Here is a 21,703-nt window from a genome sequence, read left to right as displayed (position 1 = left end):
ACTCAGGAGGCGTTGAGGATGTCTTCGAGTTCCTTGTTGGCAGCGGCCAGCGCGTCATCCGCGCTCGCCTTGCCCTCGATGACCTTGCGGGCCGCGTTCTGCAGCACCGCCTTGGTCTCGTTGGCCTCCGTCCACTGCGGGTCGGCGGGGAAGGCCTTGGCCTTGGCGAAGGCGGCGGCGAACGGCGCCTGCGCGGGGTCACTGGACAGCGCGGCGAGGGCCTCGGGGTAGACGGGGAGCAGACCGCCGTCGGTGGCGTACTTGACGCCCCACTGCTTGTTGGAGGCCAGCTTCACGAACTCCTTGGCCGCGTCCTTCTCCTTCGCGGAGCCCCACACGGCGATGTCGTTGCCGCCGAGGAAGGACTGCGCCTCGCCGCCCGCCTTGGACGGGAGCGGGAAGAAGGCCAGCTTGTCACCCTTGAGCTTGCCCTTGCTGTCCTCCGCGATCCCCGGCAGGTCCCACGACGCGGTCAGGTACATGCCGACCTTGTTGTTGGCGAAGCGGGTGCGGATCTCGGTGGTGTTCTGGTTGAGCCGCGACTTGCTGGACAGGCCGTCGGTCACCAGGCCGGTGTACTGGGCGAAGCCCTCCTTGAAGCCGGGGTCGGTGAGCTTGCCGACCCACTTGTCGCCGTCCTTGGCGGCGTAGTCGCCGCCGGCGGTCCAGGCGAGGGCGCCGAGCAGGTGGTTGGCGTCGGAGCCGCCGTTGAAGGCGAAGCCGTCCACGTCCTTGCCCTTCTTGGCCTGGATCTTCTTGGCGGCCGCCACGAGCTCGTCCCAGGTCTTGGGGATCTCGATCTTGAGCTCCTTGAACCAGTCGGCGCGGTAGAGCACCGCCCGGCTGCCGCCGCCCCATGGCACGGCGTACGTCTCGCCGTCGATGGTCTCCAGCCCCATGAGGTTCTTGGGGATCTGGGCCTGGTCGCCGCCCGCCACGATGTCGGTGATCGGCTCCAGGGCCTCCTGGCTCTGCCACAGCGGCACCTGGTCGTTGCCGATCTCCGTCACGTCAGGGCCGGTGCCGCCGGCGGCCGCGGCCGTGAACTTGTCGTTGACCTGCGGCCAAGGGATCCACTCGACGTTCACCTTGGCGCCGGTCTCCTTCTCGAACTCGGCGACCAGCTCGTCGGTGTACTTCTGCGCGGCGGGGTTGGTGTCCCCGAGGCGCCAGAACGTCAGCGTCTTGCCGGCGTACTTGGGGCCGCTGCTGGCGGGTGCGGCGGCGCTTGGTGAGGACGAGGGGGTCTCGCTCGAGCCACAGGCGGCCAGACCCAGGGCCAGCGCGGCCGTGCTGACCGTAGCGGCTGTGATCTTCGCGATCCTCACAGGGTTCTCCCTTCCCGGGTGCCGGCCTACGTCCGCACCAGGCTGATCGTCAAATGTCGAACAACGCTGCTAAACTAACAAGAAACTTTCTTAAAAGAAACGCCCGTTAGCCATTCGTGACGAGAGGGGTGCGGTAATGAGTCGAAGCCCGGGAGTCCCCCGGCTGCTGCGCAGGTTGAACGATCGCGCGGCACTCGAACTCCTCCTGATGGACGGCCCGCTCACCCGGGCCGAGCTGGGGGAAAGGACCGGGCTCTCCAAGGTAACCGCAGGTCAGCTGCTCGCTCGCCTGGAGGAGCGGGGGCTGGTCGAGGTCGCGGGGGAGCGCGCCGGGGGCAGGGGGCCGCACGCCGCCCTGTACGCCGTCGTTCCCTCCAGCGCGTACGTGGCCGGGCTCGAGGTCCTGCCCGACAGCCTCAAGGTCGCTGTGGCGGACATCACAGGCAGGGTGGTCGTGGAGATCACGCTCAACCCGTCCGACGGCCGCGACCCGGTCAAGGCGGTCCACGAGGCGGTGCAGCGCGCCTGCGACACGGCGAACGTCAGCCTGTCGCGGTTGCGCGCGTTCGTCATCGGCACCAGGGGCGTGGTCGACCCGATCACGGGTGACGTGCGCTGGTCGTACGACCTGCCGGACTGGCACGTCGGCGTGCTGGCCAGCCTGCGCGAGACGCTCGGCGCGTCCGTCACCATCGAGAACGACGTCAACCTGGTCGCCCTCGCCGAGCACAAGTACGGCGCGGCCGTCGGCCACGACGACTTCGTGGTGATCTGGGCCGGCGTCGGCCAGGGCCTCGGCGTCATGCTGGGCGGCAGGCTGCACCGGGGCATCAGCGGGGGAGCGGGCGAGATCGGCTGGCTGCCGGTCCCCGGCGAGCCGCTGCCGACGGACGTCTCCGAGCCGCAGTCGGGCTCGTTCCAGCGCCTGGTGGGCCACGACGCGCTGCGCGGCCTGGCAGATCGGCACGGCGTGACCGGCAGGACGGTGCCCGACCTGGTGCGCGGCGGCGACGAGGGCTACCTGGACGAGGTGGCGGGACGGCTGGCCGTGGGCGCGGCGGCGGTGACCGTCGTGCTCGATCCCGGGCTGATCGTGCTCAGCGGCGACATCGGCCGGGCAGGCGGCGCGCGGCTGGCCGCCAAGGTGCAGGAGGCGGTGGCCCGCGTCTGTCCCAGCCGGCCGACCGTGGTCACGACCCAGGTCGCGGGCAACCCCGTGCTGCGCGGGGCGCTGGTGGCCGCTCTGGAGCAGGCCCGGGAGCAGGTCTTCTCCGATACTGTGTGAGAATTTCTGCTCATGTGGCTGTCCCCCAACGATGTCGTGCTCATCTCCGACCCCAGGGTGACCGCGCTTCCCGTGCGCGAGTGCGGCGAGCCGCTGGCCGACGTGCGCGGGCGGCTGCGGGTCGACACGCGGCTGGCCGACGACGAGGGCGCGTACGCGCACCTGCGCTCCGGCCTGCTCGACCGGCTGGAGCGGGCCGAGCGTTCGCTGCCCGAGGGGTTCCACCTGCTGATCGTCGAGGGCTACCGGCCCATCGCCACCCAGCGGCGGATCTTCGAGACGTACCGGGCAGAACTCCACACCACATTCCCCGAAATTTCCCCCGACGAGTCATATATCGCGGCGAGTCGGTACGTGTCCCCGGTCGAGGTCGCCCCCCACACCGCCGGCGCCGCCGTGGACCTGACCCTGTGCGACCCCGACGGCGTCGAGTACGACATGGGCACCCAGGTCAACGACAACCCGGAGCAGAGCGACGGCGCCTGCTATACGGCCGCCCCCAATATCACCGCCGACGCGCGCGCCCACCGCAAGCTCCTCGCCGCCGCCCTGGAGCCCACCGGCCTGGTCAACTACCCCACCGAGTGGTGGCACTGGTCGTACGGCGACCGTTATTGGGCCATGTCCACGGGATTTGCCCACGCCCTCTACGGGCCCATCTGAGCAATCGTTTGCTCCAGGGGTTTTCCCCTGGGCGTGCGCCGGGCACAACCTTCAGTCGGAGGTTTGGACTCCCAGCGAGGTGTGGGTATGGTTCCGTTGATCGGGATCGAAGAGGAATACCTCGTAGTCGATCCCCGCACCCGCCACGTGGCTCCCCGAGCGGCCGATGTCCTGGCCGCGGCGACGGATGTGCTCGACGTGGTGCAAGAAATCACGCGTTTCCAGGTGGAGGCTCGCACGCCGCCCTCCGCCGACCTCAGCGAGCTCGGCTCGCAATTGCGTTCCGCGCGGCAGGAGGTGGCGTTCGCCGCCCGTTCGTGCGGACTGGCCGTCGTCGCGAGCGGCATCCCCGTGCTGGGGAACGTCATGCCGCCGCCGCTCGCCGACGACGATCGCTATCACCAAGGGAGGACGCTCTATCGCGCACTTCATGACGAGATCAGCATCTGCGCCCTGCACGTGCACGTGGACGTGCCCGACGAGGAGCACGCTGTCTACGTCGGCAACCACCTGCGTCCCTGGCTGCCCACGCTGATCGCGCTGGCCGCCAACTCGCCGTTCTTCGTGGGCCGCGACACCGGCTACGCGTCCTGGCGGGTGATCAGCTGGGGTCGCTGGCCGGTGTCCGGCGCGCCGCCGTACTTCCCTTCGTTCGGCGACTACGAGCTGGCGGTGCGGGCGCTCACGGACTCGGGCGTGCTGCTCGACGCCAAGACGGTCTACTGGGACGCCAGGCCGTCGTCCCGGCTGCCCACGGTCGAGATCAGGGTGGCCGACGTGCCGCTCGACGTGAGCGACAGTCTCACCCTGATCGGGCTCATCCGCGCGCTGGTGGTGACCGCGCTGGCCGCGGTGGAGCGGGGTGACCGTGGGCTGCCGATCCCGGCGGAGGTGCTGCGCGCCGCCTACTGGCGCGCGGCCCGCTACGGGCTGACGGGCGACAGCATGGACGTGCGGCACGGCGCCCTCGTGCCCGCGCCGGTGATGGCGGGCCGCCTCCTGGAGCACGTACGCCCGGCGCTGGCGGAGGCCGGCGACCTGACGTTCGTCCAGGAGGGGCTGGACCGGCTGCTGCGCAAGGGCTCGGGAGCCATGCGCCAGCGCCGGGTGCACGCCAGGGGCCACGACCTGGCCGACGTGGTGGACGACCTCATCGAGGCCACCGTCGCGTAGCGATACCGCCTAACGCAAGGCAAGCGCCACGGCCACACCCAGGCCGAACGCGACAACGACGCCGCGCAGGACCTTGGCCGACATGAGTTTGGCCAGACGCGTGCCCAGGAACCCGCCGACCAGGCTGGCCGGCGCGATCACCGCCACGGCCTGCCACTGCACGGGACCGAACAGGGAGAACGCCACGACCGACACCGTGCTGATCACCAGCGCGAGCGTGGCCCGCACGGCGTTCACCCGATGCAGGTTGTCGTGCAGGAACATGCCGAGCACCGTCAGGAGCAGGACACCCATTCCGCCGTTGAAGTAGGCGCCGTAACAGCCGCCCAGGAAGACCCCGGCGTACACCAGCTTGCTGGGCGGCCCGTCGGCCTCACCGCCGAAGAGCCTGCGCAGCCACGGCTGGGCCAGCAGCGCCAGGCTGGCGAAGGCCACCAGCCACGGCACCAGCGACTCGAACAGCCGGCCGGGCGTGAGCAGCAGCAACGCGCTGCCCACGCCCGCGCCCAGCACGGTCGTGATCGACAACGCCGCCGCCCGGCGCCGCTGGCCGCGCAGCTCGGCCCGGTAGCCGAGCACGCCGCCCAGGTAGCCGGGCCACAGCGCCACCGCGTTGGTCACGGACGCGGTCAGACTCGGATAACCCAGCGCCAGCAGCGCGGGGAACGAGATGAGCGTCCCGCCGCCCGCCAGCGCGTTCACCACACCGGCCAGTAGACCGGCGCCCAGCATGAACAGGAGATCCGTCATCGGCCGACTGCGTAGCCCTGGGCGCCGCGCGGGTTGGCGGCGGCCTTGAGGAACTCGCCGTCACGGGCGACGGCGCTGAGCCTGCCGAGCGTCCACGGGCCCTGCACCTCGACCTCGTGCCCGCGCCGCCGCAGCTCCGCCGGCACGCCCGCGTCCACCCGGTCCTCGACGTGCAGCACGCCGGGACGGGAGCCGCGCGGGAAGAACGAGCTGGGGAAGTGCTCGGAGTGGAACATGGGGGCGTCGATGGCCTCCTGCAGGTTCAGCCCGCCGTGGACGACCGCGAGGAAGAAGTTCAGGCTCCACTGGTCCTGCTGGTCGCCGCCGGGGGTGCCGAACGCCAGCCACGGCCTGCCGTCCCTGAGCGCGAACGACGGCGTCAGCGTGGTGCGCGGACGCGTGCCGGGACGCAGCGAGGCGGGCAGCCCGTCCTGCAGCCAGAACATCTGAGCCCTGGTGCCCAGGCAGAAGCCCAGCTCGGGGATGGTGGGGGAGCTCTGCAGCCAGCCGCCGCTGGGGGTGGCGGAGACCATGTTGCCGTACCGGTCCACGACGTCGAGGTGGCAGGTGTCACCCTTCACCGTGCCGTCGCGGGCCACGGTCGGCTCGCCGACGCCCTGCGGGGAGCGCGCGCCGGAGATACCGGGGGCGTCGCTCGCCGTGCCGGGCGCGGGGTAGTCGGGCAGCCTGGGCACGCGGCCGCCCGGGGCGCCGGGCCGCAGCTCGAAGCTGGCCTGCGCGCCTATGAGCTTGCGCCGCTCTGCGTTGTAGGCCTCGCTGAGCAGGTCGGACACGGGCACGTCGGTGTCGCCGTACCAGGCCTCGCGGTCGGCGAAGGCGAGCTTGGCGGCCTCCGTCACCGTGTGCACGTAGTCGGCGCCGAGGAACTCCATCCCGTCCAGGTCGAAGCCCTGCAGGAGCGCGAGCTGCTGCAGGAACACCGGCCCCTGCCCCCACGGCCGCGTCTTGTAGACGGTGTGGCCGCGGTAGTCGAAGGCGAGCGGCTCCTCGACCGAGGCCGACCACCGGGCCAGGTCGTCGCCGGTGAGCAGCCCGCCGTGCGCCTCGCCGCTGCTGTCCCGCCAGGCCGTCTTGGCGCAGAACTCGGCGATCGCCTCGGCCACGAACCCCTCGTACCAGGCGCGGCGGGCGGCGTCGAGCTGGCCTTCGCGGGTGCTCGACGCGGCCTCGGCCTCGGCGACCACCCGCCGGTAGGTGGCCGCCAGCACCGGGTTGGCCAGCTTCGACCCGGCCGCCGGGACCCGGCCGCCGGGCAGCCAGGTCGCCGCCGACGTCGGCCAGTCGTCGTTGAACAGCCCTTCGACCGACTCGATCGTGGCCGCGATGCGCTCCAGCACCGGCACCCCGTGCTCGGCGTAGTGGATCGCGGGGGCCAGCACGTCGGCCAGCGACCAGGTGCCCCAGCGCTCCAGCATGAGCATCCAGCCGCCGAACGCTCCCGGCACGGTGGCCGCCAGCAGCCCCGTGCCGGGCACGATGTCCAGGCCCAGCCCGGTGTAGCGCTCGACGGTGGCCGCGGCCGGCGCCACGCCCTGCCCGCACACCACGGACACCTTCTGCTCGTCCTCGCTCCACAGCAGGATCGGCACCTCGCCGCCGGGGCCGTTCAGGTGCGGCTCGGCGACCTGGAGCACGAACCCGGCGGCCACCGCCGCGTCGAAGGCGTTGCCGCCGCGTTCCAGCACGCCCATGCCGGTGGCCGAGGCCAGCCAGTGCGTGCTGGCGACCATGCCGAAGTCGCCCGTCAGCTCGGGCCTGGTGGTGAACAAGATCTCTCCTTCTACAGATTGGCGGCCGCGTCGGGGACGCGGTCCACCGTGACAAGATGACACGCGGCCGGATGGCCGTTGCCGCGAGGATCCCGAAGCAGCGGCTCCTCGGTACGGCAGGCGTCGTACGCCAGCGGGCACCGCGTGTGGAACCGGCACCCGGACGGCGGGTCGACCGGGCTGGGGACGTCCCCGCCGAGCACGATCCTGCGCCGCTCCCGCTGCCGGACCGGATCGGGCACCGGCGCCGCCGACAGCAGGGCCTGCGTGTACGGGTGCCGCGGCGCGGCGAAGATCTCGGCCGTCGGACCGGACTCGACGATCTTGCCCAGGTACATGACGGCGATCCGGTCGGCGAGAAACTCCACCACCGACAAGTCGTGCGTGATGAACAGGCACGAGAACCCCATGTCCCGCTGCAGGTCCGTGATCAGGTTGAGCACCGACGCCTGCACCGACACGTCCAGCGCCGACACCGGCTCGTCCGCCACGACCAGCTTGGGCTCCAGGATCAGCGCCCTGGCCAGCCCGACCCGCTGCCGCTGCCCGCCGGACAGCTCGTGCGGGAACCGGGAACGCATCTCCTGCCGCAGCCCCACCTTCTCCAGCATGGCGGACACGCGTCCGGAGACCTCACGCCGGTCGGCCACCTTGTGCCGCAGCAGCGGCTCGGCGACGATCTGCCCGATCGTGAAACGCGGGTTGAGCGAGGAGTAGGGGTCCTGGAAGACCATGTGGACGTCCCTGCGCAGCGGGCGCATGGCCCGGCGCGACAGGTGGGTGATGTCGCGGCCGTCCAGCTCGATGGCCCCCGAGGTGGGCTCGGTCAGGCGCAGCACGCACTTGCCGACCGTGGACTTGCCGCTGCCCGACTCGCCGACCAGGCCGAGTACCTCGCCCTGGGCGAGCTCCAGCGACAGGCCGTCCACGGCGCGTACCTGGCCGTAGTGCTTGACCAGGTTGTCGATCCGCAGGATCACTGCTTGCCTCCCGGGTGGAAACAGGCCGCCAGATGGCCGTCCGCGTGCCGTTCGAGCGGGGGTCTGGCCGCGCGGCAGTCGCCTTGGGCGCGCGGGCAGCGGGCCTGGAACGCGCACTCGTCGGGATCCGACAGCGGCGAGGGCACCATGCCGGGGATCTCGGCCAGGCGGCCGTTGACCGCCGCGGACGGGAGCGCGTTCATCAGGCCCAGCGTGTACGGGTGCCGCGGGTTCGCGAACAACTCGGCCACCGGGGCCTGCTCGACGGCGCGGCCGGCGTACATGACCACGGCCCGGTCGGCGATGTCGGCCACCACGCCCAGGTCGTGCGTGATGAGGATGATCGCCGTGCCGAGCCGGTCGCGCAGGTCGCGGAAGACGTCCAGCACGCCCGCCTGGATCGTCACGTCGAGCGCCGTGGTGGGCTCGTCGGCGATCAGCACCCGGGGCGAGCAGGCCACCGCGATCGCGATCATCACGCGCTGGCGCATGCCGCCAGAGAGCTGGTGCGGGTACTCCTTCATGCGGCGCTGCGGCGCCGGGATGCCGACCAGCTCCAGCAGCTCGACGGCGCGGCTCCTGGCGGCCTGGCGCGAGAGGCGCTCGTGCCTGCGCAGCACCTCGATGATCTGGTAACCGACGCTGAACGACGGGTTCAGCGAGGTCATCGGCTCCTGGAAGACGACCGAGACGTCCTTGCCGCGTACGTGCCGCAGGTCCGCCTCGGGGAGCGTGGTGAGCTCGCGCCCGTCCAGCTTGACCGAGCCGGACAGCCGGGTCGTCTCGGGCGGCAGCAGCCTGGGCACCGACATCGCGGTGACCGACTTGCCGCAGCCGGACTCGCCGCACAGTGCCAGGATCTCGCCTTCGTCCAGCGTGAGCGAGATGTCCCTGACCGCCTGCACCAGGCCGTCCTCGGTGTCGAAGCCGACCCTCAGGTCGGTGATCTCCAGCAGGCTCATCGGCCGCTCCTCGGGTCCAGAACGTCCCGCAGCCCGTCGCCCAGCAGGTTGAAGCCGAGGGTGGCCAGCGCGATCATGATCCCGGGCCAGACGGCCAGCCAGGGGGCGTCGCTCAGATACTGCTGCGCGGTCGTCAGCATCACGCCCCACGAGGGCGTGGGCGGCTGCACGCCCAGCCCCAGGAACGACAGCGTGGCCTCGCCGATGATCGCCCCCGGGATCGCCACGGTGGCCTGCACGATGAGCGGGTTGAGGCAGTTCGGGAGCACGTAACGGAAGATGAGGTGCCCGTCGCCCGCGCCGTCGGCGACGGCCGCGGCCACGTAGTCCATCTCCCTGACCGCCAGCACCTCGCCACGGGTGATCCTGATGACGGCGGGCAGCTGCGAGAAGCCCAGCGCGAACACCACGCCCTTCAGCGAGGGCCCGATGATCGCCGCCAGGCCCACCGCGAACACCAGGAACGGGAACGCCAGCGTCACGTCCACCAGTCGCATCACGACCGGGTCGAGCCAGCGCCGGTAGAACCCGGCGACCAGGCCGATCGGGATGCCCACGACCATCGCCAGCAGCGTGGAGAGCACGCCGGCCTGCAACGACACCTGAGCGCCGTGCGCGATCCTGGCGAACGCGTCGCGGCCCAGGTCGTCGGTGCCCATCGGGTGCGCGCCCGACGGAGGCGCGAGCGTGGCCAGGTAGTCCTGCGCGGTGGGGTCGCCGGTCACCAGCGGCCCGATCAGCGCCAGCAGCACGAACGCGACCACCAGCACCAGCCCGGCCATCGGCATCGGGCGCCGCTTGAAACGCCGCCACAGCCTAGTCATTCGCGCCCCCCGACAGCCTGATCCGGGGGTTGAGGAACGCGTACACGATGTCGACCAGCAGGTTGACCAGCACGTAGCCGATGACCGTGATCAGCACGACGGCCTGGATGACGGGGTAGTTCCTGGTCAGCACCGCGTCCACGGTCAGCTTGCCGAACCCGGGGATCACGAAGATCTGCTCGGTCACCACCGCGCCGCTGATCAGCGCGCCGAGTTGGAGGCCGAGCACCGTGACCACGGTCGTCAGGCTGTTGCGCAACGCGTGCGCGCCCACGACCTTGATCTCGGACAGGCCCTTCGACCTGGCGGTCCGGACGTAGTCGGCCGAGAGCGCGCCGAGCATGGCCGAGCGGGTCTGCCGCATGAGGATGGCGGCGAAGCCGGTGCCGAGCACGAGGGCGGGCAGGATCATGCGCTGGAGGTTCTGGCCGGGGTCCTGGGTGAAGGGGACGTACCCGGAGGCGGGCAGGACCCGCCAGGTGACCGCGAACAGCAGGATGCCGAGCAGGCCGAGCCAGAAGTGCGGCACCGACAGCCCGGCCAGGCCGAACCCGGTGGCCAGGTAGTCGGCGAGCCGGCCGCGCCGGACGGCCGCGACGATGCCCGCGCCCACCCCGACGACGATCGCGACCAGCATGGCCAGGGCCGACAGCTCCAGCGTCACCGGCAGCCGCTCGGCGATGATGTCGATCACCGGAAGCTGGTCCTGCGTGGAGCGGCCGAGGTTGCCGGTCAGGGTCTGGCCGACGTAGTCGAGGTACTGGGCGGGCAGCGGCTTGTCCAGGCCGAACTCGTGCCGGATGGCCTCGATCACGGCGGGCGAGGCCTCCTCGCCCGCCATGACCGTGGCCGGGTCCCCGGGCAGCGCCCTGATCCCGAGGAAGATCAGGACGCTGGCCAGGAACAGCACGATCACGGCCGATCCGCAGCGCCGGAGGATGAACCAGAGCATTACGCGGTGAACCCGGCGGTGACGAAGCGCGGCAGGCCGTCCTTGAAGTACTGGACGCCGGCCACGTTCTTGCTCATGCCCAGGTAGTACTTGTTGTGGTACAGGTACAGGACGCCTCTCACCTCGGCGGCCTTCTTCAGGGCGCCCGCGTAGAGCTCGGCCCGCTTGACAGGGTCCGACTCGGCGGCGGCCTGCTTGATCGGGTCGTCGATGCCCGGGTCGGACATGCCGCTGTAGTTGTTGCTGCCGCGGCTGGTGATGAGGTTCGTGAGGTTGCCGTCCGGGTCGACGCGGCCCGACCAGCCGTTCAGCAGGACGTCGAACTTGCCGGACTTGCCCTGCTCGAGCGTGCTGACGAACTCGGCGGTCTGCACGTTCACGTTGAAGCCCGCCTCCTTGGTCATCTGCTGGATGACCTGCGCCAGGCGCACGTTGGTGGCGTCGTTCGGGCTGGTGAGCGTGACCGGGATCGGTGTCTGCACGCCGGACGCCTGCACCAGTTGCTTGGCCTTGGCCAGGTCACGCGCCGGGCACTGCAGGTCCTTGGCGCGGTACGGGCTGTCCACCGGCACGGGGAAGCAGTCCACCTCGTGCAGGCCGTTGTAGACGGTCTTGTTGATCACGTCGCGGTCGAGGGCCAGCTCGAACGCCTCGCGCAGCTGCGGGCTCTTGGCCAGCGCCGTGTTCACCGTGCCGGGCTTCTCGGTGGAGCCGCCGGCGTTGCCGGTGTTGATCGTGATGCCGTAGTAGCCGAGGCCGCCACCGGACACGACCTTGAGGTTGGGGTCGCTCTGCACGCCCTTGACCGTGGTGGTGGCGAGGTTGTCGCCCACCTGGACGTCGCCGGACTTCAGGTTCGCGGCCCGTACGTTCGGGTCCACGATGATTTTGTATACGAGCTTGTCGAGCTTGACCTTGGCCGCGTCGTAGTAGTCGGGAGCCTTCTCCAGCACGATCTGGCTGCCGGACGTGCGGCTCGCGAACTTGAACGGCCCGACGCAGACCGGGCTCGCCCCGAAGTTGTCGTTGCCCGCGTCCAGGGCCTTGGGCGACATGATCATGCCGGCGCGGTCGGCGAGCTGCGCGGTCAGCGGCGTGAACGCCTGCGTCAGCGTGAGCTTGACCGTCGTGGGGTCGACCACGGTCACCTTGGACACCGCCGCCAGGTCGGCCTGGCGCGCGGACTTCTCCCAGGTGCGGTGCCGGTCCAGCGACTTCTTGACCGCCTCGGCGTCGAACGCCGTGCCGTCGTTGAACTTCACGCCCTCGCGCAGCTTGATCGTCACCTCCTTGCCGTCGCCGGAGACCTCGGGCAAGGCACTGGCCAGCTGCGGGACCAGGCTCGACTGCGCGTCGATGTCGAAGAGCTTCTCGCACATGTTCGCGAACACCTCGCGACCCACCAGCGTGGTCGAGATGCTCGGGTCGAGCGCGTCGGGGTCGGCGCTGAGCGCCACGTTGAGCGTGCCGCCCGCCTTGACCGGCCGGTTGTCGGCCGAGGCGTCGGCTATGGAGGGAGGGGCTGCGGGGGTGCCGCTCGATCCGCCTCCGCCGCAAGCTGTCAGGGCAAGGGGGAGAACGGCGAGCGCCGCGACGAGCCTGGGGGACGGTCTCATGGGGCCTCCGTTGAAAGGTTTAGGAGACTGTATACAAGACCTCACATTTCACTGGTGTTTCCTGACCCTGTGTTGTTATCTGAGTGTTTTCTAATCGTTCGGGGGATTTGCCCTGCGGATCGCCGCCAGGAACGACCGCCTGGCCGCGGCCACGTGCGCGATGGCCCTGGCCTGCGCCTCATCCTCGTCGCCCGCCGCGATGGCCTCGCACAGACTCAGGTGCTCGGTCCAGGAGTGCGGCCCGCGGGCGGCGGCGGTCTGGCTGAAGACCCACTGCGCCCGCAGGAGCATGGGCTTCATCATCAGACTCAGGTACGAGTTGCCCGCCGCCTCGCCGACGGCCAGGTGGAAGGCCGTGTTGAGATCGGCCACCTCCTCCAGCCGCCCGTTCTCCACGGCCTCCTTGGCCTGCTCCAGCACCTGTCGCAGCCGCTCGGCGGACTCGGGGGTGCGCTTGCGCGCGGCCAGCCGCGCCGCCAGGCCCTCGACCGCCATGCGCACGTCGAAGAGCTCCTCACCCTCCGCCGCCGACAGCCGCGCGACGGTGGCGCCGAACCGGGGCACGACCTCGACGAACCCTTCGGCGGCCAGCACCCGGATGGACTCGCGCACGGGGTTGCGCGAGACGCCGAGCAGCGCGGCCAGCCGGTCCTCGACCAGCCGCTCACCCTGGGAGAGCTCGCCGGAGAGTATGCGTCGCCGCAGCTCCTTGGTGACCTCGTCGCGCAAGGTCGGATGGGCCGCGCCCAGCGTCAAATCAGCCATGAGGCGACAATCGTATACAGCCCGGACCAACTCCCCCACCCAGCCCGCCTCACCCCCAACCCCCGCCCCCACACCACCCCGGCCCCGGCCCTCGACCTCCGGCTCCCACACCGCCAGCCCCACATTTCGGCCCCGGCCCTGCCCTGTCGCCTCCGTGCCTCGGGACCCCGCCACCCCTCCGAGCCCTTCGGTCGTTGCGTCGCAGGGGCTCAGGCGCGTAGGCGCAGCCCCCGGGGGGTGGGGTGGAAACCGGCCGCCTCCAGGGCCGCCGCCAGCGGCGACTCGACGATGGCCGTGCCGTCGGCCCGTTCCACGGTCAGCTTCCCGAGCGCCCCGTCCCGCACGGCCAGCGCGAGGGCGTCGACGGCGGGCTGCAGCCGGTCGTCGTCGGCGAACGACAGCAGCGTCTTGCCGCCCCGTTCGACGTAGAGCACCAGGTGCCCGTCCACGAGCACGACCAGCGAACCGGCCTTCCGGCCAGGCTTGTGCCCGAGTTCGCCGGGGTGCTGCGGCCAGGGGAGCGCGGCCCCGTACGGGCTGGCCGGGTCGGCAGAGGCCAGTACCACGGCCCGCCGCCCACCACCGACCCCCGAACCGGCCCCTGCGCCGGGCCACGGGCCACCGACCCCCGAACCGGCCCCAGGGTCGGGCCCCGGACCGCCGGACGGGGCGAGGCCGGGCGCCATGGCGCGCATCCGGTCGACCGCTCCCGGCAGGGCGAACTGCGCGCCCCCGAGGCCCTCGACGAAGTAGCCCCGGCGGCAGCGCCCGCTCTCCTCGTACGCCCGCAAGACCTGATATACGGGCGTAAATCCCCCAGGAAGTCGTTCCGATGTCACCGCGCCCCGCGTCACCACGCCGTGCCGTTCCAGCAGCACCTCGGCCTGAGCGTGCGCCCGCTGGGTGGAGTCGGCGGCGGGCGCGGGCAGCAGCCACCACCGGCCGCCCACCGTGGGCGGCCCGCTCCTGCTCGGCAGCACGGCCCGGCGCCGCCGCGTGGTGGCGGGCCGGTGCGCGGGACGGCCGGTGCCGAGCGTGGCCCGCAGCGGCGCCAGCGTGTCGCCGGAGATCCGCCCCGCCCACACCAGATCCCACACCGCCGCCGCCAGGGTGGCGTCGTCCAGGGACCCGAGCTGGTCGGAGATGCCGCGGAAGAACAGCGCGCCGCCCCCGCCCAGCAACTCCAGCACGCGCTCGTGCAGAGGGGTCATCGTGATCTCGGCGGGCTCGGGCAGCAGCAGCGGCGCGGTGTCGCCGTAGTAGAGCGACACCCAGCCGTCGCCGCCGGGCAGCGAGCCCTGCCCTGCCCACATCACCTCGCCCGACGAGGTCAGCTCGTCGAGCAGCGCCGGATGGTAGCCGGGCACCCGCGCGGGCAGCACCAGCGTCTCCAGCGCGGACGCGGGCACGGCGGCCCCTTGGAGCTGTTCGATCGAGCGGACCAGCGCGTCCATGGCCCGGGCCGCCTCGCTCGCGCCCCGGCCGCCGGCCGCCCCCGCGGCCCCCGAGCCGGTGATGCCGTGCCAGGCGGGCAGGAAGCGGGCCAGGGTCTCCGGCGCGACCGGCTCGACCTCCTTGCGCAGCCGGGCCAGCGACCTGCGCCGCAGCATCCGCAGCACCCCGGCGTCGCACCACTCCTCGCCCCGTCCGCCGGGCCGGAACTCCCCGTTCACGACCCGCCCGGACGCGGCCAGTCGGCGCAACGCGTCCGTCACCACCGCCACGCCCAGCCCGAACCGGGCCGCGGCCGAGCCCGCATGGAAGGGCCCGCGGGTGCGGGCGTGCCGCGCCACCAGGTCGGCCAGCGGATCGGCGACCGGCTCCAGGAACGCGTGGGGCACCCCGACCGGCAGCGGCACGCCCAGCGCGTCACGCATGCGGGCCGCGTCCTCGATGGCCGCCCAGTGCTCCTCGCCGGCGATGCGTACGTGGATCGCGCGACGCGAGCGTTCGAGCTCCGCCAGCCAGGCCGGGTCGCCGCCGCGCACGCTCACGTCGGGCGCGAGCAGCGGCCCGTGGGAGCGCAGCAGGTCGGCGAGGTCCTCCAGGTCGCGCAGCGGCCGGTCGAGCCTGGCCAGCTCGCGCTCGGTGTCGGAGATCACGTCGGGGTCGAGCAGCTCGCGCAGGTCGGCCTGGCCCAGCAGCTCGGCCAGCAGCGTGGTGTCCAGTGCCAGCGCCTGGGCGCGCCGCTCGGCCAGGGGCGCGTCGCCCTCGTACATGAACGCGCCCACGTAATGGAACAGCAGCGACGCCGCGAACGGCGAGGCCTGCGAGGTCTCCACCTCCACCAGCCGCACCCTGCGCGCGGCGATGTCCCGCATGAGCTGGACGAGCCCCGGCACGTCGAAGACGTCCTGCAGGCACTCGCGCATGGTCTCCAGCACGATCGGGAACGAGGCGTACTGCGAGGCCACGCCCAGCAGGTGGGCGGCGCGCTGGCGCTGCTGCCACAGGGGACTGCGCTTGCCCGGCGTGCGGCGCGGCAGCAGCAGCGCCCGTCCCGCGCACTCCCTGAACCGGGAGGCGAACATGGCCGACCCGCCCAGCTCCTCCGTGACGATCTGCTCGATCTCCTCGGCGTCGAACGCGGCCACGTCGGTCGGCGGCTCGGCCAGCGTGTCGGGGATGCGCAGCACGATGCCGTCGTCGGAGTGGACCGCCTGCACGTCGATGCCGTAGCGCTCGCGCAGGCGCCGGTTGATCGCCAGCGCCCACGGGGCGTGCACCCGCGCGCCGTAGGGGGAGTGGATGACCACGCGCCAGTCGCCGAGCTCGTCGTGGAAACGCTCGACGAGGAGGGTGCGGTCGTCGGGGACGTAGCCGGTGGCCTCGCGCTGTTCGTGGAGGTAGGACAGCAGGTTTCCGGAGGCGAACTCGTCGAGCCCCGCCTCCCGCATGCGCTCGGTCGAGCCGTTCTTGGCCTGCTCACGCAGGAACTGCCCGATCGCCTTGCCCAGCTCGGCCGGGCGCCCTGGCGCGTCGCCGTGCCAGAACGGCAGCTTGCCCGGCTGGCCCGGCGCGGGCGAGACGAGCACCCGGTCGGTCGTGATGTCCTCGATCCGCCAGGACGTCGCACCCAGCACGAACACGTCGCCCACGCGCGACTCGTAGACCATCTCCTCGTCCAGCTCGCCCACCCGGGAGGCCTTCTCACCCACCAGGAAGACGCCGAACAGGCCGCGGTCGGGGATCGTGCCGCCGTTGGTGACCGCCAGCCGCTGCGCGCCCGGACGGCCCTGGAGGGTGCCGGTGACCCGGTCCCACACGATGCGCGGCCGCAGCTCGGCGAACTCCTCGCTCGGATAGCGCCCGGCCAGCATGTCGAGCGTGGCCTCCAGTGCGGTCCTGGGCAGCGTGGCATAGGGGGCGGCCCGCTTGACCACGGACTCCAGCTCGTCGACCGTCCACTCGTCGAGCGCGGTCATCGCCACGATCTGCTGCGCCAGCACGTCGAGCGGGTTACGCGGATAGCGCAGCTCCTCGATCTGGCCGCTCTTCATCCGCTCGGCCACCACGGCCGTCTGCACCAGGTCACCCCGGTACTTCGGGAAGATCACACCCTTGGACACCGCGCCGACCTGGTGGCCGGCCCGGCCGATGCGCTGCAGCCCGCTGGCCACGCTCGGCGGCGCCTCCACGCACGCGACCAGGTCGACCGCGCCCATGTCGATGCCCAGCTCCAGGCTGGAGGTGGCGACCACGGCGGGCAGCCGGCCCGACTTGAGCGCCTCCTCGATCTGCGCCCGCTCCTCCTTGGAGACCGAGCCGTGGTGCGCGCGGACGATCTCGGTCACGACACCCTTGCTCGCCCCGGCCTGCGCCATCATGTCGGCAGGCATCCGCTGGGGCTTCTGCGATGATGGGGGTGTCTCCCAGATGGAGAGGTCGATGGCCTCGACCCCGCCGCCCTCCCGTTCGTACGCGAGCTCGTTGAGGCGGGTGCACAGCCGCTCGGCCAGCCGCCGCGAGTTGGCGAAGACGATCGTCGAGCTGTGCGCCCCGATCAGGTCGAACAGCCGGTCCTCCACATGGGGCCAGATCGACCGGTTGCCCGGCTCGGGGGCGAACTCCTCCCCGCCCTCCGGCTGGGGTCGGCCCTCCATCTCCGTCATGTCCTCGACCGGGACGACGACCTCGACCTCGATCCGCTTCTCCGACGGCGGCTGCACGACCGTGGCCGGTCGCGTGCCGCCCAGGAACGCCGCCACCTCGCTCACCGGCCGCACCGTCGCCGACAGCCCGATCCGCTGCGCCGGCCTGTCGAGCAGCGCGTCGAGCCGTTCCAGGCTGAGCGCCAGATGAGCGCCGCGCTTGGTGGCCGCGACCGCGTGGACCTCGTCCACGATCACCGTCTCCACGCCCCGCAACGCCTCGCGCGCCTGGCTGGTGAGCAGCAGGAACAGCGACTCCGGCGTCGTGATCAGGATGTCGGACGGCTTGGCGGCGTAGCGCCTGCGGTCTTCCGAGGGGGTGTCGCCCGAGCGGATCGCCACCGAGATCTCCGGCACCGGCAGCCCGAGCCGGCGCGCCGTCTGCTTGAGCCCGGCCAGCGGCGCGCGCAGGTTGCGCTCGACGTCCACGGCCAGGGCCTTGAGCGGCGACACGTACAGCACCCGCGTCCCCTTCGGCGCGCCTTTGCGCGCGTCGGCGCCCTCGGACGCGGCGGCGCCTTTACGCACTGCGGCGGCCACGGAGACGGCGGGCCCGGCCTCGGGTGTGGCGGCGGGACCGGTCTGCTCGAACGCCAGCCTGTCGAGCGACCACAGGAAGGCCGCCAGCGTCTTGCCCGACCCGGTGGGAGCGACGACCAGGGTGTTGTCGCCGCGCGAGATCGATTCCCACGCCCCCTCCTGGGCGGCCGTGGGAGCTTGGAAGGCCCCGGCGAACCATTGCCTGGTCACCTGGCTGAACTGGTCTAGCGAGCTCACCAGCACATATTGCCTCGCGCCACCGACAGAAAACGCATTTGGCTCCCGGGCGAGCGGTTGAGCGGGGGCCCTGGCGGACATACAGCGACCGTGACCATTGACTATGCGGCCATCGAAGCCCGCCGAGCGGAGATGAGACGGCGCCACGTCTTAGCGCACCGGCCATCGAGCAGCGCTCGGGGCCTGCACCACATGGCCCTGCTCTCGTCGGACGTGGAACGCACCATCAAGTTCTACCAGGAACTCCTGGAGTTCCCGCTCACGGAGATCATCGAGAACCGCGACTACAAGGGCTCGAACCACTTCTTCTTCGACATCGGCAACGGCAACCTGCTCGCGTTCTTCGACTTCCCCGGCCTCGACCTCGGGCCGTACCAAGAGGTGCTGGGCGGGCTGCACCACGTCGCGATCTCCGTCGACCCCGCCACCTGGGAGCGGTTGCGCGGGAAACTGGAGATGGCCGGCGTGCCGCACCAGATAGAGAGCGGCGCCTCCATCTACTTCAAGGACCCCGATGGCGCCCGGCTGGAGCTGCTCGCCGACCATCTCGGTGAGATGTACGGCTCGCGTGTGCTGTGACCGCGGGTCTAGCGCCGCGACGCCCTGCGCGTACGCGGCTTGCCCGCACGGGGCTCCTGCCTGACGCCCGCGTGCCTTTCTGATCGCTCAGACTTCTCCTTCTGTACGGTGAGGCGCAGCGTGTGCAGTAATCGGCGGCGCCTGGCCCTGTGGGCCTTGGTCTCGGCTGTCTTCGGTGGCGAAGACTTGGGGGTCTTTGGCATGGGGATGTCCTACCCACCCCCCAGGCGATTCCATACTTGAATCCATGCGCCTGACCGAGTTCTGGAGACGGATGAACGCTCACTTCGGCGACACGTACGCCGAGTCGTGGGCCCGCGACTACGTGCTCGCGCCGTTGGGCGGGCGGACCGTCATACAGGCGCTGGCCGACGGGGAGAGCGCCAAGACCGTCTGGCGCGCGGTCTGCCAGGTGGAGAACGTCTCACCCAAGCTCCGCTAGCCGCGGCGGCGTCAGGGCTGTGACATGTCCAGGGCCTGCTGCAACGCGGCGGCCGTGAGCTCCAGCTCGTCCACGCTGCCCTGCCCTCCGGGCGACCACAGGAACGTCCATCCGTGGTGTGACGGGGTGGCGAAAATGATCGTCTGACGGCCCGTACGCGGGTGCCAGACCCACAGCACCGGATCGTCGTTGCCGACCATGCGACTGACCAGACCATGATGGGGGAGCACCTCGGCGAGTGCCTCCAGATGGGTGCGCCGTTCCCTGGTGTAGCCCCTCGACACTCGCCGCCTCCAACCTTCGGCCCTGCAGTGAGTCTCCCCAGCTCACTGCCCGGACAACACATTGGCGGCCAACATCAGCGGGGTGTGTTCATGAGGATGAGCATGCGTCCGAAGTCGAACGTGAGCGCATACGGCTTGAAGAACTCGTGCGTGGGCAGGCCCCCGATGCGGAAGCCGAAACCGTGCTCGAACCAGGAGAGGAACGCGCCGGACAACCCGGGCACCCGGCGGCGGGCGACGGACCCGAGCGTCACCTCGTCCACGGTCACCGGGTGAAAGCCGTCGCCCGGGGGGATCGGGATGCCGGCGGCCTCGAAGGTGGCGCGGGGAGCGGTGAACCCGATGTCGGCGCCCCCGGTGTCGACGAGGAACACCGTCCGGTCCAGGCCGTTCACGGTGCTGTGGGACAGCAGGAAGTGGTCGCCCACGTACCACATGGGCACGCTGTGCTCCGGCCGGACCCGGCCGTTCCTGCGTTCGACGGCAAGGAGGACCTGCTGCCGGCGGTCATGCGGCACCGGCTCGAGAGCGAGTCGCGGACGCAGGCGGATCGCCTGCTCCGTGCCGGGCGGCGGCGACCCGCCATCCCGCCGTCCGTGACCAGCTCGTCGCGCTGTTGTTCCCGCCGGGGCGCCCCGGCCGCCACCCCCTTGCGCCTCCCGGCAGCGGGCTGGGGGAGCTCCCGTACAGGCAGGCCGACGCGATACTGAAGTCGCTGGACATCGGCATGCGCCTGCTCACCCTTCTCGCTCCTGAGCAGTGCACTCCGGAGCTGCTCAGGACGGCGCTCGGGCTCCTCACCACCCCCAGGTGTCCCGTGACAGCGAACCTTCAGTTGTGACAGCGAAGTTTGAGCGGTCAGGCCCCCACCTGGCGTGACCCACTCTTGACTCACGCCTTCGCGTCGCCATCGTCGATCGGCTCACCTTCGGCGGTCGGCGCTTGGTCCCGTGGAACCTGCTCAGGAGTGACGGCGCAGGCCGTCGACGATGACGCGCAGGAGGTGATGGGCGCGGGCGTCCCACTCGGCGGGTTCCAGACGGGTCAGGTAGCCGATCAGCAGGATGATGTCGCGGGCGTCCACGTCGGGGCGGACGACGCCCTCGGCTTTGCCCGCGTCGAGGAGCGTGGTCAGCGTCTCGCCGATCGGGCCGAGGCTGTGCGCGGACAGATCCTCCCACACCCCCGCCTCGACAGCTGCGAACACCTCGCGCTTGACCTTCGCGTACTCGGCCACCCGGTCCAGCCAGCCGACCAGGGCGGGCAGCGGCTCGTGTTCGGCGAGCAGTTTCGGCGCGGCGGCCACGAGGTCGTCCACGTCCTTGCGATAGACCTCGGCGAGCAGGGCCTCCCGCGTCGGGAAGTGGCGGTAGAGGGTGCCCTGACCGACGCCCGCCCGCTTGGCGATCTCATTGAGCTTCACCTCGTTCGCGTTCACGATGACCTCTCGTGCGGCCTTGAGGATCCGTGCGCGGTTCTCGGTGGCGTCGGCTCGGCGGCGGGGGGCGTTCATCGGTCCTCTTCATGGCGAGTTGGCTAAGCGGACACGTGTCCGGTACGGTGGGAGCCCTTAAACGGACACGTGTCCAGTTTACTGTGGAGGAAATCCCCATGTCAGCCATCAGGGGCAAGGTCGTGGCCATCACCGGGGCGAGCAGCGGGATAGGCGAGGCCACCGCGCGCCTGCTCGCCGAGCGGGGCGCCGCCGTCGTGCTCGGCGCGCGGCGGACGGAGCGGCTCGACAAGATCGCCCGTGAGATCCGCGACCGCGGCGGGCGCGCCGTCACCCGAGCCGTGGACGTCACCGCCCGCGAGGACCTCGAACAACTCGTCGGCCTGGCCGTGACGGAGTTCGGGCAGCTCGACGTGTTGGTCGGCAACGCCGGCATCAGCAAGATCGGCCCCGTGGCCGACCTTGACGTGGCCGGCTGGTCGGCGATGATCGACGTCAACCTACGCGGCGTGCTGCACGGCATCGCCGCCGCGCTGCCGGTGTTCCGCGAGCAGGGACAGGGCCACCTCGTGACCACCGTGTCGACGGCCGGGCTGAAGATCACACCCACGATGGCGGTCTACGCCGCGACCAAGAATGCCGTGCGTACCCTCCTGGAAGGGCTGCGGCAGGAGTCGACCGACGGCGTGTTGCGGACGACGGCGGTCTCGCCGGGCTACGTGCGTACGGAACTCGTCGGCTCCATCGACAACCCCGAGATCCGCGAGGAGATCCGCCGCAACATGAACCAGTACGCCATCGCGCCGGAAGCCGTCGCCCGCGCTGTCGCCTTCGCCATCGAACAGCCCCGTGATGTGGAGATCGGCGAGATCGTCATCCGCCCGACGACCCAGAACTGAGCCGGCCGCCCGCGATCAGGGCGATGTCCT

General features: G+C 71.2%; 19 protein-coding genes. 6 read left to right on the top strand and 13 right to left on the bottom strand.

Features of this window, described 5'->3' with window-relative positions; genetic code table 11:
* Positions 1-2: 2 nt before the first annotated feature.
* The gene (locus tag ACWDRB_RS18545) at positions 3-1,328 is read right to left on the bottom strand and encodes an extracellular solute-binding protein (RefSeq protein WP_449895283.1); all 1,326 of its coding nucleotides are present in this window, start codon (positions 1,326-1,328) and stop codon (positions 3-5) included.
* A 136-nt stretch (positions 1,329-1,464) separates the two neighbouring features.
* Here ACWDRB_RS18545 and ACWDRB_RS18540 point away from each other — a divergent pair, with 136 nt between their 5' ends.
* From ACWDRB_RS18540 to ACWDRB_RS18530, 3 genes are all read left to right on the top strand, one after another.
* Positions 1,465-2,613, top strand: a complete 1,149-nt coding sequence (locus ACWDRB_RS18540) for an ROK family transcriptional regulator (RefSeq protein WP_397367655.1) — start codon at positions 1,465-1,467, stop codon at positions 2,611-2,613.
* 12 nt (positions 2,614-2,625) lie between these two features.
* Entirely contained in the window at positions 2,626-3,276 is a 651-nt protein-coding gene (locus ACWDRB_RS18535; RefSeq protein ID WP_350724770.1) for a M15 family metallopeptidase, read from the top strand.
* Positions 3,277-3,363: 87 nt separating this feature from the next.
* Positions 3,364-4,449, top strand: coding sequence for a carboxylate-amine ligase (locus ACWDRB_RS18530; protein WP_350724771.1), 1,086 nt, complete (start codon positions 3,364-3,366; stop codon positions 4,447-4,449).
* A 9-nt stretch (positions 4,450-4,458) separates the two neighbouring features.
* Here ACWDRB_RS18530 and ACWDRB_RS18525 read toward each other — a convergent pair whose 3' ends face one another.
* From ACWDRB_RS18525 to ACWDRB_RS18485, 9 genes are all read right to left on the bottom strand, one after another.
* The gene (locus ACWDRB_RS18525) at positions 4,459-5,199 is read right to left on the bottom strand and encodes a sulfite exporter TauE/SafE family protein (protein WP_350724773.1); all 741 of its coding nucleotides are present in this window, start codon (positions 5,197-5,199) and stop codon (positions 4,459-4,461) included.
* Complete coding sequence (locus tag ACWDRB_RS18520) at positions 5,196-6,950, bottom strand: gamma-glutamyltransferase family protein (RefSeq protein WP_449895609.1); 1,755 nt, start codon at positions 6,948-6,950, stop codon at positions 5,196-5,198. Before ACWDRB_RS18520 ends, ACWDRB_RS18525 begins: the two co-directional genes overlap by 4 nt.
* A 50-nt stretch (positions 6,951-7,000) precedes the next feature.
* Positions 7,001-7,969 carry an ABC transporter ATP-binding protein gene (locus ACWDRB_RS18515; protein ID WP_449895278.1) on the bottom strand — a complete coding sequence of 323 codons (969 nt, stop codon included), beginning with the start codon at positions 7,967-7,969 and terminating at the stop codon, positions 7,001-7,003.
* Positions 7,966-8,931, bottom strand: a complete 966-nt coding sequence (locus ACWDRB_RS18510) for an ABC transporter ATP-binding protein (protein WP_350724779.1) — start codon at positions 8,929-8,931, stop codon at positions 7,966-7,968. Before ACWDRB_RS18510 ends, ACWDRB_RS18515 begins: the two co-directional genes overlap by 4 nt.
* Positions 8,928-9,755 (bottom strand): ABC transporter permease, encoded by an 828-nt coding sequence (locus ACWDRB_RS18505; protein WP_350724781.1) that lies wholly within the window; start codon positions 9,753-9,755, stop codon positions 8,928-8,930. Before ACWDRB_RS18505 ends, ACWDRB_RS18510 begins: the two co-directional genes overlap by 4 nt.
* Positions 9,748-10,707: an ABC transporter permease gene (locus ACWDRB_RS18500; RefSeq protein WP_355201689.1), complete on the bottom strand. Its 960-nt coding sequence runs from the start codon at positions 10,705-10,707 to the stop codon at positions 9,748-9,750. Before ACWDRB_RS18500 ends, ACWDRB_RS18505 begins: the two co-directional genes overlap by 8 nt.
* Positions 10,707-12,323, bottom strand: a complete 1,617-nt coding sequence (locus tag ACWDRB_RS18495; protein ID WP_449895274.1) for an ABC transporter substrate-binding protein — start codon at positions 12,321-12,323, stop codon at positions 10,707-10,709. Before ACWDRB_RS18495 ends, ACWDRB_RS18500 begins: the two co-directional genes overlap by 1 nt.
* A gap of 90 nt (positions 12,324-12,413) precedes the next feature.
* Positions 12,414-13,088 (bottom strand): GntR family transcriptional regulator, encoded by a 675-nt coding sequence (locus ACWDRB_RS18490; RefSeq protein WP_449895271.1) that lies wholly within the window; start codon positions 13,086-13,088, stop codon positions 12,414-12,416.
* Between the two features lie 209 nt (positions 13,089-13,297).
* Positions 13,298-18,019: an ATP-dependent helicase gene (locus ACWDRB_RS18485; RefSeq protein WP_449895607.1), complete on the bottom strand. Its 4,722-nt coding sequence runs from the start codon at positions 18,017-18,019 to the stop codon at positions 13,298-13,300.
* A 189-nt stretch (positions 18,020-18,208) separates the two neighbouring features.
* On the opposite strand from ACWDRB_RS18485, the gene ACWDRB_RS18480 reads away from it, so the two are divergent.
* Both ACWDRB_RS18480 and ACWDRB_RS18475 read left to right on the top strand, forming a co-directional pair.
* Positions 18,209-18,595, top strand: a complete 387-nt coding sequence (locus ACWDRB_RS18480) for a VOC family protein (RefSeq protein ID WP_350724791.1) — start codon at positions 18,209-18,211, stop codon at positions 18,593-18,595.
* 247 nt (positions 18,596-18,842) lie between these two features.
* Positions 18,843-19,037 (top strand): DUF3046 domain-containing protein, encoded by a 195-nt coding sequence (locus tag ACWDRB_RS18475; RefSeq protein WP_449895267.1) that lies wholly within the window; start codon positions 18,843-18,845, stop codon positions 19,035-19,037.
* A gap of 11 nt (positions 19,038-19,048) precedes the next feature.
* On the opposite strand, the gene ACWDRB_RS18470 is transcribed toward ACWDRB_RS18475, so the two are convergent.
* The 3 genes from ACWDRB_RS18470 to ACWDRB_RS18460 all read right to left on the bottom strand — a co-directional run bounded on the left by ACWDRB_RS18470 (position 19,049) and on the right by ACWDRB_RS18460 (position 20,834).
* Positions 19,049-19,321, bottom strand: coding sequence for a hypothetical protein (locus ACWDRB_RS18470; protein WP_350724795.1), 273 nt, complete (start codon positions 19,319-19,321; stop codon positions 19,049-19,051).
* 74 nt (positions 19,322-19,395) lie between these two features.
* A complete protein-coding gene (locus ACWDRB_RS18465) occupies positions 19,396-19,839 on the bottom strand; it encodes a hypothetical protein (protein WP_449895264.1) in 444 nt (147 codons plus the stop codon).
* Positions 19,840-20,282: 443 nt separating this feature from the next.
* Positions 20,283-20,834 carry a TetR/AcrR family transcriptional regulator gene (locus ACWDRB_RS18460; protein ID WP_449895262.1) on the bottom strand — a complete coding sequence of 184 codons (552 nt, stop codon included), beginning with the start codon at positions 20,832-20,834 and terminating at the stop codon, positions 20,283-20,285.
* Between the two features lie 98 nt (positions 20,835-20,932).
* Here ACWDRB_RS18460 and ACWDRB_RS18455 point away from each other — a divergent pair, with 98 nt between their 5' ends.
* Positions 20,933-21,673, top strand: a complete 741-nt coding sequence (locus ACWDRB_RS18455; protein ID WP_449895260.1) for an SDR family oxidoreductase — start codon at positions 20,933-20,935, stop codon at positions 21,671-21,673.
* The last annotated feature ends 30 nt before the right edge of the window (positions 21,674-21,703 follow it).

The sequence above is a fragment of the Nonomuraea sp. NPDC003707 genome (assembly GCF_053587055.1).
The sequence above is the reverse complement of the archived record's forward strand: the minus strand, read 5'-3'. Positions and strand labels throughout refer to the sequence as shown.